This is a genomic window from Pallidibacillus pasinlerensis (assembly GCF_009996845.1).
GTDB lineage: Bacteria > Bacillota > Bacilli > Bacillales > Caldibacillaceae > Pallidibacillus > Pallidibacillus pasinlerensis.
Genome location: NZ_JAACYS010000084.1, coordinates 1 through 12,527 on the forward strand (window position 1 = coordinate 1; position 12,527 = coordinate 12,527).

Consider the following 12,527-nt stretch of genomic DNA (forward strand, 5'->3'; position numbering starts at 1 on the left):
AGGACAAAACGTCATAGAAATTGTCCAGAAGTGTCTTTCATAGGCTTTATGAAGGACAAAACGGCGTAGAAATTGTCCAGAAGTGTCTTTCATAGGCTTTATGAAGGACAAAACGTCATAAAAATTGTCCAGAAGTGTCTTTCATAGGCTTTATGAAGGACAAAACGTCATAGAAATTGTCCAAAAGTGTCTTTCATAGGCTTTATGAAGGACAAAACGTTATAGAAATCGTCCAAAAGTGTCTTTCATAGGCTTCATGAAAGACAAAACGTCATAGAAATTGTCCAGAAGTGTCTTTCATAGGCTTTATGAAGGACAAAACGTCATAGAAATTGTCCAGAAGTGTCTTTCATAGGCTTTATGAAGGACAAAACGCCGTAGAAATTGTCCAGAAGTGTCTTTCATAGGCTTTATGAAGGACAAAACGCCGTAGAAATCGTCCAAAAATGTCCTTCATACATTACAAACACAACGCGCACAAACCCGCCCCTCAACTCTGACTACTCAAAAGGCGTTTTACTTATTTGAAAAGCAATAGCTAACTTATCACTGTGGTCTATACCACACATTAATAATCGACCTTGTTCATCAAGTTCATAATGGGTCAAGCCTTCGCCGTACACCCAGCCTGAGTCAATTTTTAACCCAATTCGGTACGGTCCTTCACCAGCGATCGTTCCGCGTTCATAACGAATTTTCACATTCCGCACAAAAGCACTGGCATTAAAGAAATTCTCATCGATATGAGTTGAATACGCGCCGTTTGTTGTTTCAACATGTATATATACATCTTCATTTACAAATTGATCGATTATTTGCTGCACTTTGGTTTTTTCAATTGGTTCCACAACAAATCTCCCCTTTTTGAAAACTATCTATAGTTTACTAAAAAAATACAAAGAATGCGATGACAATAGTACATACTCGTTGAAAATTGTACGTATATATATTTTCCTTTTTAAATTAATGAAAAAGAATAAGATCAAACGATTGCACAAAAAACAACGAAAAAACTAAGTTTTATAAACCTTTCTCGGGTATGTAAAACAACAAAATTTAGAAAATGAAACAAAAATGCCATAAATATACGTTTTATAAAATTGATAATTTTGTAGATTTCTGTTAATATAATAATAGTTTTATGCAAACGTTTTCCCTAGATGCATAAAACAACCAAAAGGGAATCGGAATTTAGCCCTTTTCCTTTTACATTCAGTGTAAGCGATTACCAAGCGTAACGGGAAAATAGCTTTTCTATAAGTAAACAAAAAAGGAGCGATTTTTGTGAGAAGTAAAAAACGATTTTCTAAGTTTTTAACATTTTTCTCCGTAATAGCAGCATTAATGTTGGTATTAGCGGGGTGCGGTGGTTCAGGAGGCGAATCGAAATCTTCTGATCAAATTACGATTGATATTATGCAAGTGAAAGTAGAATTCAACTCTCAGTTTAAAGAACTTGCGAAAATTTACGAAAAGGAAAATCCGGGAGTGAAAATTAATATTACGAGTGTTGGTGGAGGTACAGACTATTTAAGCCAACTGAAAACGAAATTTGCTTCCGGTGATGAACCTACCATCTTCAGTTTATCAGGACCTGTGGAAGTTGAACAATTTAAAGATAAAATTGTGGACCTTTCTGAAACAAAGGCTGCAGAATTGGCTCTTGAGGGAACTCTTGATGCCGTAACAACAGAAGATGGACAAGTAATCGGCTTGCCTTATAACTTGGAAGGGTATGGTTTAATTTATAATAAAAATGTCTTCGAGAAAGCAGGCATTAACGCTGAAGAAATTTTAACTTACGAAGATTTGGAAAAAGCAGTAAAAACATTAAACAGTAAAAAAGAAGAATTAGGTATCGAAGCTGTATTTGCGCTTCCGGGTAAAGAAAAATGGGTGATGAGTAACCATTTAGCCAACGTTTACTTAGCACCTGAATTTAACCATAGCGTGCTAGAAGCCTGGAACTCGCCGACAGTAGCCTTTGAAAAGAGTGACGAGTTTAAGAGAATGTTAGATTTACAAGCAAAGTATTCGATTCAACCGGTATTAAATCTAGATTATTCTCAACAAGTTGAACAATACTTCTCTTTAGAAAGTGTTGCGATGATTCAACAAGGTAACTGGGTATATCCATCTATTTACCAAATGGACTCTGATTTTGCAGAAAATAGTATTGGGATGATTCCAATTCCTGCTGAAGGATTAGAAGGACATCTACCGGTAGGTGTACCAAATTACTGGGCAGTTAACAGTAACAAAGATGAAAAAACAATCCAAGCTGCCAAAGATTTCTTAGACTGGATGTACACGTCTGAAACAGGTAAAGATTATGTACTAAATGAATTTAAGTTTATTCCAGCTTATGGAGGTTATGATGCCGACCAAATTTCTGATCCATTATCCAAAACCGTTTATGAGTATTCTGAAGCAGGAAAAACAATCGGTTGGGTATTCTCAGGCTACCCTGTTTCATGGGAACCTGATACATTTGGTCCAAACATACAAAAATATTTAGATGGAAAAATGTCCTGGGATGAGTTAATTGAAGATTCTATTGTCAGTTGGGAAAAATTGAAGAAATAATGAAATTTTATCAAGTAGAAAGCTAACAAATAACCCCTTTCTATTGTTAGCTTTCTAACTCTATAGTTGAGATTACGGAAGAAAATTCAGCCAAAATATACTGGGAGGAAACAACTGTGCAAAATAAAAGTGTAACGTTTTGGCTTTTTTTAACCCCTGTCTTATTAAGTTTAAGTCTAGTTGTCATTGTTCCACTACTGTTAGGCGTTTTTTACTCCTTTACAAACTGGGACGGATTGACTTTTACACAATTTGTCGGGTTTGAAAACTATATCCAAATTTTCCAAAATGATTCCTTCATAAATGCATTATGGTTTACAACAAAGTTTACGATTGCCTGTGTAATTTTACTTAATATAACAGGTTTGGGATTAGCGTTACTCGTGACTAGGAATCTAAAATCGAAAAACTTTTTAAGAACTGTATTTTTTATGCCGAACTTAATTGGTGGTCTAATTTTAGGTTTTATTTGGCAATTTATTTTTATTAATGTATTTGATTTTGTCGGCCGAATGCTTGGTCAAGAATGGCTTTTAGGTTGGCTTTCAAATGAGACGACCGGATTTTGGGGACTTGTTATATTGATGGTTTGGCAAATGGCTGGTTACATCATGATTATTTATATTGCCTACCTTGAAAGTGTTCCTCAAGAACTAGTGGAAGCAAGTGAGATTGACGGGGCTACAAGTTTTCAAAAACTTCGTTATGTCATTTTCCCTCTTGTTCGTCCAGCATTCACAGTAAGTATGTTTTTAACTTTATCCAACTCATTCAAAATTTACGATCAAAACTTATCACTTACAAATGGTGGTCCGTACGACTCGACACAAATGTTAGCCATGGATATTGTAAGAACAGCATTTGAAAGTAATCAGATGGCTTTAGGAGAAGCTAAGGCTGTTATATTCTTTCTCATTGTGGCCGCTATCGCATTAACACAAGTGTACTACAATAAGAAACGCGAGGTGGAAGTATAATGAAAAAGAAAAAAGGGCTCATAATCCTTGAAGTTATTGGACTTCTTTTAGCACTCCTTTGGTTAGCGCCATTTTACTTAATGATTGTCAATGCTTTTAAAACTAAAAAAGGAATATTCTCCGATGTAATCGGTTTACCCGAAGAAGCAACATTCGAAAACTTTAAAGAAGCTTTTGTTGATTTGAACTTTATGAACTCACTATTCAATTCATTGCTAATTACCATTATAAGCGTCTTGATTATTATCTTTTTCTCGGCAATGGCAGCTTATGCACTCCAACGAAATTCAAGTAAATTGAGTAAAACATTATTATTAGTTTTTGTTGCAGCGATGTTGATTCCATTCCAATCGGTAATGATTCCGCTTATATCCATTTTTGGTAATGTAGAAATGCTGAATCGTGCTGGGTTGATTTTTATGTATTTAGGATTTGGTTGTAGTTTATCTATTTTCCTTTACCACGGCAGTTTAGCGGGAATTTCCAAATCATTGGATGAGGCTGCCATTATCGATGGGGCAAACAGATTACAAATTTTCTGGCATATTATTTTTCCAATATTAAAGCCAATCTCCATTACTGTTGCCATTTTAAATGTAATCTGGATTTGGAATGATTATTTATTACCATCTCTTGTTTTAAGTGGTGAAAATGAAACGATCCCACTTCGGATGTTTTATTTCTTTGGTCAATATACAAAACAATGGCATTTAGCTTTAGCTGGGTTGACACTCGCTATTATCCCAATCATTATCTTTTATTTCATTTCGCAAAAACATATTATTAAAGGTGTAGTTGAAGGTGCGGTAAAATAAAGATATGTAAATCCCTATTTCATCATATAGAGGAGGAAAAGGCATAACGATGGGTGTCACGATTAAAGATGTAGCAAAAAAAGCCAATGTGTCTCCTTCAACAGTTTCTCGTGTTTTAGCTGATAGCCCAAAAATAAGCGAAAAGACAAAACAACATGTTCGTAAAGTTATTGATGAATTAGGTTATCATGCAAACTTAAATGCACGGTCTCTCGTGAGAAAAAGGACTCAAACGATTGGGATTGTGTTGAAAAACTCCGATAAGGAGGCATTACATTCTACATTTGCTCCTGAGGTTTTAAGGGGGATCAGTGCAATTTGCAGTAAATATGGTTACAGTATTCGTTTAACGACCGGTGAATCTGAAGAGGAAATTTTTCAAGATGTTGAAAAAATGGTGCAAGGAAAGCAAGTTGACGGGATTATTGTTCTTTATTCAAAAAGAACAGACCATGTCGTCCCTTACTTAGTGGAACGTGAATTTCCGTTTGTAATTATAGGTAAACCCGCAAAATATACAAATGAAATCTCTTATGTGGATAACGATAATATCCAAGCAGCAATGGACGCAACGAATTACTTAATCGAAAAATGCCATAAACGTATTGCCTTTATTAGTGATGATCCGACTTATGAAGTTGCACAAAAGCGTTTAATCGGATATAAACAAGCAATGCAGATGAATCATTTGGATGTGCCTAATGAATATATTCATCATCTTAAGAATAACTATGATGAAGGATACCGGCTTGTAAAAAAGTTAATGTCTTTACCGGAACCGCCAACCGGTATTGTTGTTACCGATGATTTTAACGCATTAATTGTTTTATCCGTTTTACACGAATTAAATTTCAATGTGCCAAATGATGTAAGCTTGATCAGCTTTAATAATTCGGTAATTGCAGATGTTACGTATCCAAAACTAACATCAGTAGATATTCAAATCTATCAACTAGGATTTGAAACAACACAATTACTTATTAAACAATTGAATGAACCAGAACATACCAAAAAAAGTGTCATTATCCATAGTGTCATAGAAGAACGGAACTCATGTAAAAGTTTATGTAACCATCAACCAAAATAAAGAGAAATCGATTATTCACTTTTTAGTATTTAAAAAAAGCTTTGCCTACCTTTTGCAAGAATGTTTGACCTGTCATGATTACAGGGGGTTGATACAAGGAGGAAGAAAGAAATGAAATCATCAAGCATAATGAATGGAATATATGCAATATGTGAATGGATTATGCGGTTTTCAGTAATAAATCTTTTGTGGTTAGTCTTTAATTTTCCGATTGTTTGGATTGCATTCAGTCTAATCTTTGCTGACCATAAAGACGAAGTACTGTTTCTTTCTCCTATCATTGCCTTATTAGCTCCATTTGTATTCTTCCCTGGGACACAGGCGATGTTTGCCGTTGTACGAGATTGGATTATCGGTAGAGATAGTAAAAGTTTAATAAGTTCATATTGGCACTATTATAAGGAAAACTACAGGAAAAGTATGGTCGCCGGAGCGGTTATAACATTGCTTTTTTCCGGCCTGATTATAAATATTGTCTATTTTAGTCAATCAAATGTGCTTTTCATGTTTCTTATGGTATTTATCGGTGTCATATTTCTCATCTTTACCGTGAACTTCTTCTCTGTATCGGCACATTTTGAACTTCGCTTGAAAAATTTAGTGAAAAATACATTTGCAGTTACATTTGGTAGTCCGTTACTCTTTTTTACAATTTTAATCTGTGGTGCACTTTTATTTATAATTAGTTTTCAAGCTTGGTATGTCTTTATATTTTTTGCAGGTTCATTATTTGCATTTTTGTCCTTTTCAGCATTTTACCGATTGTTTATTAAGTTAAAGAACGAAGCTAAGCAGTAGATTCATTTGAAAAAGAATGATCGAGGAGGGCGAATAGGGTGAAGGCATGGTGGAAGGATTGTGTTGTGTATCAGATATACCCTCGCAGTTTTTATGACAGCAATGGCGACGGGATTGGCGATTTACGTGGAATTATTGAAAAGCTTGATTATTTACAGGATTTAGGTGTCGATGTGTTATGGTTAAATCCTGTTTACCGGTCACCGAATGATGATAACGGTTACGATATTAGTGATTATTATCGCATCATGGATGAATTCGGCACGATGGATGATTGGGAAGAACTTTTAGAAGAAGTTCACGCACGTGGTATGAAATTAATCATGGACTTAGTCGTCAATCATACGTCAGATGAACATACTTGGTTTATTGAATCCAGGAAATCAAAGGATAATCCATACCGCGACTACTATATTTGGAGACCAGGTAAGGATGGCAAGGAGCCAAATAATTGGAGAAGCATATTTAGTGGATCTGCATGGCAATACGATGAAACGACAGGCGAATATTATTTACACTTGTTTAGTAAAAAACAGCCTGATCTAAACTGGGAAAATGAAAAGGTCCGAAAAGAAGTATATAACATGATGACGTGGTGGCTGGATAAAGGGATTGATGGCTTCCGGATGGATGTAATTAATATGATATCGAAAGTACCGGGATTACCGGATGCACCAAATCGAGCGGGTGAACGGTATGTAGATGGTGGACAATATTATATCAACGGACCAAGAATCCATGAATTTTTACAAGAAATGAATGAAAAGGTTTTATCAAAATACGATATTATGACGGTTGGTGAAATGCCCGGGGTTTCGGTAGAAGATGGAAAATTGTATACGAACCCAGAGCGAAAAGAGCTCCATATGATTTTTAACTTTGATCATATGGATGTGGATAGTGGACCTGGTGGTAAATGGGATTTAAAACCACTTCATTTGCCGAAATTGAAAAAGATTATGGCGAAATGGCAAACAGGTTTACATGGTGTTGGCTGGAACAGTTTGTATTTTAATAATCATGACCAGCCTCGGAGTGTGTCCCGATTTGGTAATGATCAAAAGTACCGTGTAACATCAGCGAAAATGTTGGCCACATCCCTCCATTTCTTGCAAGGTACTCCGTATATTTTTCAAGGGGAAGAAATAGGAATGACGAACGTCAGATTTGATTCAATCGATGACTATCGAGATGTTGAAACATGGAATCTGTATAAGGAAAAAATTGCAGAAGGTGTACCTGAGGAGAAAATTATGGAAGCAATCTATGTCAAGGGACGTGATAATGCCCGGACACCAATGCAATGGGATTCAACGGAAAACGCCGGTTTTACAACGGGTACGCCATGGATTAAAGTGAATCCGAATTATAAAGAAATTAATGTTGAAGCAGCTTTGGCAGATCAAAATTCCATTTACTATTATTATAAAAAACTAATCCAATTAAGAAAGACGAATCCGCTGATTGTCCATGGTGATTTTACACTCATAGACGGTGAAAATCGAAGGGTTTTCGCTTATTTGAGAACCTATCAAAATGAAAAATTGCTCGTTGTGACAAACTGGAGCAACGACCAATTGGAATTCCGACTACCGGATTTCATTAATTTTCATCCAGGGCAAATTTTAATAGCAAATTATGACGATGCAAATTTGAATCTTGAAAAAACAATTACCTTGCGCCCGTGGGAGGCGATTGTTTACAAAGGAAAATAAAAAGTAAAGAGGTGTACAGCAAATGAAAAAGACATGGTGGAAAGAGAGCGTTGTCTACCAAATATATCCGCGAAGTTTTAAAGATAGTAATGGTGATGGCATCGGTGACTTACGAGGAATCATTGAAAAGCTCGATTACTTAAAGGATTTAGGGATCGATGTCATCTGGCTATGCCCGGTTTACAAATCACCAAATGATGATAACGGTTACGACATTTCCGATTATCAAGATATTATGGATGAATTTGGTACGATGGACGATTTTGATGAACTCCTTGAAGAAGTTCATAAACGGGGTATGAAACTGATTATGGACTTAGTAGCTAACCATACAAGTGATGAACATCCATGGTTTATTGAATCACGTTCCTCAAAGGATAATCCGAAGCGGGATTGGTATATTTGGCGTGACGGAAAAGATAATGGCGAACCACCAAACAACTGGAAATCCATTTTCGAAGGTTCTGTCTGGGAATATGATGAAAAAACAGGTCAATATTACTTCCATCTTTTCTCGAAAAAACAACCGGATTTAAACTGGGAAAATGAAGAGGTGCGTGATGCGCTGAAAGAGATGGTTTGCTGGTGGCTGGATAAAGGAATTGACGGCTTCAGGATTGATGCGATCTCCCATATTAAAAAAGAGCCGGGATTTCCCGATTTACCGAACCCGAATAATGAAAAATATGTTGATGCGATGAAGTATACACGAAATGTAAAAGGAATCGAAAAATGGCTTGATGATTTTGCTAAAGATACATTTAAAAAATATGACATTATGACCGTCGGTGAAGCAAATGGTGTTACCGTCGAGGATGCGGACAAGTGGGTTGGCGAAGAAAACGGGTTTATGAATATGATTTTCCAGTTTGAACATTTAGGGTTGTGGGATAAAGATACTCGGGGACCTGTCGATGTTGTCAGACTGAAGAAAATTTTAACAAAATGGCAAAAGGGACTCGAAGGAATAGGTTGGAATGCGCTATTTTTAGAAAACCATGATCAGCCCCGTAGTGTTTCCGTCCTTGGTGATGATAAAAACTATTGGAAAGAAAGTGCCAAAATGTTAGGCGCACTGTACTTCCTAATGCAAGGAACACCATATGTTTACCAAGGTCAAGAAATCGGCATGACAAATGTGAAGTTCCCGAATATTGAAGATTATGATGATATTAGTATGCGAAATTATTATGAAGCGGAACGGGAAAAGGGTCGCCCCCACGAGGAGATTATGCGGGTAGTGTGGCGTAATGCCCGAGATAATACACGAACACCGATGCATTGGAACAATGAAAAGAACGGCGGTTTTACAACTGGCGACAAAACGTGGCTCGGCATGAATCCGAATTACGAAACGATTAATGTTGAAGCGCAACAAAAGGACCCGAATTCGATTCTTAATTTTTATAAAAAAATGATCCAAGTTCGAAAAGACCATGAATTATTTGTATACGGTACGTATGATTTATTGTTACCTGAACACCCACGGTTATTTATTTATACAAGAACATTAGAAGATCAAAAAGCTGTTGTTATTTGTAATTTTAGTAAGGAAAAAGTAACGTTCATTAACGATGGTGAACTGCGCTTTACGAAATCAAAACTATTACTTAACAACTATCCAGATGCAACAGATGAACTACCAACTTACTTAATTTTACAACCTTACGAAACAAGGGTGTATTTACTAGATTAATTTTTTGAAAAAGAAAGAGTAAGCAGTTTTACAGGGGCTGTCCGAAAAGTAGAAAATACAGACTTTTGATGAGGAAATTGGCGGCGACTCGAAAAAAATGCTTTCCATTTTTTCTGCGGTGCAAAATCAGTGAAGCATATTCAGAGTCCAGCGGGAACAGCAAAAGCCTTTGTGCCGAAAGCGAAGCGTCAGACACACGAGCCTATAGACCTGCGCAAACACGCTTGTGCGTTGAGGAGGCTGAGGCCGTGCCACTGGATGCGCGTCCGCCAAAGTACCGAATAATTCCATCAATAATGCTAAAAATTGACTTTTTGGACAGCCCCTTTACGTTAAACTTTTGATTAGGAGGAGACATTGTGAAAGAAGTTCAAGGAATACTTTTTGACTTGGACGGCGTAATCACAGATACAGCAGAATATCATTACCTTGCATGGAAGGAATTAGCGAATGAGCTCGGAATTGAAATTGACCACACGTTTAACGAACAATTAAAAGGGGTCAGTCGAATTGATTCGTTAGAAAAAATACTAGAATACGGTAATCGTGCACAAGATTTTACAAAGGAAGAAAAAAAAGCATTAGCTACTAAGAAAAATGAACATTATAAAAAGATGATTGCCAACATTACATCGGATGATTTGTTACCAGGTGTTAAAGAATTTTTAGAAGAAGTATAACAGGCGAACTTGAAAACTGGTATCGCTTCAGCTAGTAACAATGCCTTTAGTGTAATTGAATATCTTCAAGTAGGCGATTATTTTGATACAATTGTGGATGCTGCAAAGGTTGAAAAAGGTAAACCAGATCCGGAAGTGTTTTTAAAAGGAGCGGATCAACTAGGTGTTGAATACAGTGCATGTATCGGAATTGAAGATGCCGCCGCTGGTGTAAAAGCTATTAAAAGTGCAGGTATGTTTGCGGTTGGTATCGGTTCTGAAACAGAACTAGAGGAAGCAGATCTTATTTTATCTTCAACGGAGGAACTGTCCTTACAGAAGATTTTACAAGCCTATGAAAAACATTTAATAAAATAGTGAATTCCCCTTTAATATAAAAAATAAGCTGTTCCATTGGTTGATAGAGAACTTAATGGGACAGCTTATTTTAATTTATTTTATGCTTTTGATGTTGTAATCGTAGGACGATCTTCAGCGAATACGTTGTATGCACCATGCATAACCGGTCCAACATGCTCATTTAATTTCCAACCGTGTTTAATCGCAGTTGCAACAAACTCTTTTGCACGAACAACAGCATCGAATACATCTTCACCATTGGCAAGATTTGCTGTAATTGCTGCTGCGAAGGAACAACCTGCACCGTGATTGTAAGTTGTGTCAAGTTTTTCAGTTTCTAATAGGATGAATTCTTTACCATCATAATATAGGTCTACAGCTTTATCTGTATTCAGTGCCCGGCCGCCTTTAATAACGATATGTTTTGCACCGAGATCATGAATTTTTTCTGCTGCTTTTTTCATATCTTCAATTGTACGAATTGGTCCGTCAATTTGAGATAGTTGCCAAGCTTCAAAAAGGTTTGGCGTTGTTACAAGTGCTCTAGGTAAAAGCAATTCACGAGCCGCATCTACAGTTTCAGGAAGAAGTACCTCATCTTCTCCTTTACAAACCATTACAGGGTCAATTACGACTTTTTCCAATTTATATTGATCAATATATTTTGCACCTAATTCAGTAATCGCAACTGAACCTAACATTCCAGTTTTCATGGCATCTAAACCAACCGAAAAGGCACACTCAAGCTGTTTATCAACAATACTTGCATCAATTGGGAATACATTATGTTTCCAACCGTTATTCGGATCCATCGCAACGATTGATGTTAGAGCGTTCATTCCGTAAGTACCATGTTCTTGGAATGTTTTTAAGTCAGCTTGTATACCAGCACCGCCGCTTGTATCAGAACCAGCGAGTGTTAATGTTTTCTTCATTGTCAAAGTCCCCCTTACATACACAAAAGCTGTGAAAAAATTATAGTAGTAAAAATCTTATTCCTTATTATAACACTAAAGCCACAAAGTACAATAACACTAAAAATTTTATACTGTAAGTTTTTTGAAAAAAATAACCCTAAAAAGTGTTGCTTAAAATAAAAATGTTAGGGTGAAGAGGTGAATCGATGACAATTTGACGGAGATATTAAGTTGAAATGTCATTGAGAAGCTGTCTCGTAGACAAATTGTAGAAGGAAATGAGTCGAAATGTCATCGAGAGCGGTTGTCGTGGACAAAATGCAGAAGAATTCGAGTTGAAATGTCATCGAGAGCGGTTGTCGTGGACAAATTGAGGAAGGAAATGAGTCGAAATGTCATCGAGAGCGGTTGTCGTGGACAAATTGCAGAAGAAATTAAGTTGAAATGTCATCGAGAGCGGTTGTCGTGGACAAAATGCAGAAGAATTCGAGTTGAAATGTCATCGAGAGCGGTTGTCGTGGACAAATTGTGGAAGGAAATGAGTCGAAATGTCATCGAGAGCGGTTGTCGTGGACAAATTGAGGAAGGAAATGAGTCGAAATGTCATCGAGAGCGGTTGTCGTGGACAAAATGCAGAAGAATTCGAGTTGAAATGTCACCGAGAGCGGTTGTCGTGGACAAATTGAGGAAGGAAATGAGTCGAAATGTCATCGAGAGCGGTTGTCGTGGACAAAATGCAGAAAGTTATGAGTCCAAATGTCCACGAGAGCGGTTGTCGTGGACAAATTGAGGAAGGAAATGAGTCGAAATGTCATCGAGAGCGGTTTTCGCGGACACCCCTCCTAAAAATACTAAATCCAAACTTACTTAAGCCTCCATTTTTTCAATTTCATCAACGTCAACATCTTCACTAAGCT

General features: G+C 36.7%; 10 protein-coding genes and 1 pseudogene. 9 read left to right on the forward strand and 2 right to left on the reverse strand.

The features are described 5' to 3' along the window. Positions 1-500 precede the first annotated feature (500 nt). Positions 501-848: a YojF family protein gene (locus GW534_RS14175; protein WP_161921648.1), complete on the reverse strand. Its 348-nt coding sequence runs from the start codon at positions 846-848 to the stop codon at positions 501-503. 496 nt (positions 849-1,344) lie between these two features. On the opposite strand from GW534_RS14175, the gene GW534_RS14180 reads away from it, so the two are divergent. The 8 genes and pseudogenes from GW534_RS14180 to pgmB all read left to right on the forward strand — a co-directional run bounded on the left by GW534_RS14180 (position 1,345) and on the right by pgmB (position 10,711). Then, on the forward strand, positions 1,345-2,586 hold the full coding sequence (locus GW534_RS14180) for an ABC transporter substrate-binding protein (protein WP_161921657.1): 1,242 nt from the start codon (positions 1,345-1,347) through the stop codon (positions 2,584-2,586). Between the two features lie 116 nt (positions 2,587-2,702). Then, the gene (locus GW534_RS14185) at positions 2,703-3,563 is read left to right on the forward strand and encodes a carbohydrate ABC transporter permease (protein WP_161921649.1); all 861 of its coding nucleotides are present in this window, start codon (positions 2,703-2,705) and stop codon (positions 3,561-3,563) included. After that, positions 3,563-4,378 (forward strand): carbohydrate ABC transporter permease, encoded by an 816-nt coding sequence (locus tag GW534_RS14190; RefSeq protein WP_161921650.1) that lies wholly within the window; start codon positions 3,563-3,565, stop codon positions 4,376-4,378. Before GW534_RS14185 ends, GW534_RS14190 begins: the two co-directional genes overlap by 1 nt. 49 nt (positions 4,379-4,427) lie before the next feature. After that, complete coding sequence (locus tag GW534_RS14195; RefSeq protein WP_161921651.1) at positions 4,428-5,465, forward strand: LacI family DNA-binding transcriptional regulator; 1,038 nt, start codon at positions 4,428-4,430, stop codon at positions 5,463-5,465. 111 nt (positions 5,466-5,576) lie between these two features. After that, positions 5,577-6,263, forward strand: coding sequence for a YesL family protein (locus GW534_RS14200; RefSeq protein WP_161921652.1), 687 nt, complete (start codon positions 5,577-5,579; stop codon positions 6,261-6,263). A 38-nt stretch (positions 6,264-6,301) separates the two neighbouring features. Then, the gene (locus GW534_RS14205; RefSeq protein ID WP_161921653.1) at positions 6,302-7,978 is read left to right on the forward strand and encodes a glycoside hydrolase family 13 protein; all 1,677 of its coding nucleotides are present in this window, start codon (positions 6,302-6,304) and stop codon (positions 7,976-7,978) included. A gap of 22 nt (positions 7,979-8,000) precedes the next feature. Next, the gene (locus tag GW534_RS14210; protein ID WP_161921654.1) at positions 8,001-9,674 is read left to right on the forward strand and encodes a glycoside hydrolase family 13 protein; all 1,674 of its coding nucleotides are present in this window, start codon (positions 8,001-8,003) and stop codon (positions 9,672-9,674) included. A gap of 356 nt (positions 9,675-10,030) precedes the next feature. Further along, positions 10,031-10,711: pseudogene (pgmB, locus tag GW534_RS14215) on the forward strand (beta-phosphoglucomutase). A gap of 80 nt (positions 10,712-10,791) precedes the next feature. Here pgmB and pdxK read toward each other — a convergent pair. Beyond that, positions 10,792-11,634 (reverse strand): pyridoxine/pyridoxal/pyridoxamine kinase, encoded by an 843-nt coding sequence (gene pdxK, locus GW534_RS14220; RefSeq protein WP_161921655.1) that lies wholly within the window; start codon positions 11,632-11,634, stop codon positions 10,792-10,794. Positions 11,635-11,992: 358 nt separating this feature from the next. Here pdxK and GW534_RS14225 point away from each other — a divergent pair, with 358 nt between their 5' ends. Then, the gene (locus tag GW534_RS14225; protein ID WP_161921656.1) at positions 11,993-12,400 is read left to right on the forward strand and encodes a hypothetical protein; all 408 of its coding nucleotides are present in this window, start codon (positions 11,993-11,995) and stop codon (positions 12,398-12,400) included. Positions 12,401-12,527: the final 127 nt, after the last annotated feature.

Coding starts and splice junctions, on each gene's coding strand:
- GW534_RS14225 (WP_161921656.1), top strand. CDS start 11,993: ATGAGTCGAAATGTCATCGAGAGCGGTTGTCGTGGACAAATTGCAGAA.
- GW534_RS14180 (WP_161921657.1), top strand. CDS start 1,345: ATGTTGGTATTAGCGGGGTGCGGTGGTTCAGGAGGCGAATCGAAATCT.
- GW534_RS14210 (WP_161921654.1), top strand. CDS start 8,001: ATGAAAAAGACATGGTGGAAAGAGAGCGTTGTCTACCAAATATATCCG.
- GW534_RS14200 (WP_161921652.1), top strand. CDS start 5,577: ATGAAATCATCAAGCATAATGAATGGAATATATGCAATATGTGAATGG.
- GW534_RS14195 (WP_161921651.1), top strand. CDS start 4,428: ATGGGTGTCACGATTAAAGATGTAGCAAAAAAAGCCAATGTGTCTCCT.
- GW534_RS14190 (WP_161921650.1), top strand. CDS start 3,563: ATGAAAAAGAAAAAAGGGCTCATAATCCTTGAAGTTATTGGACTTCTT.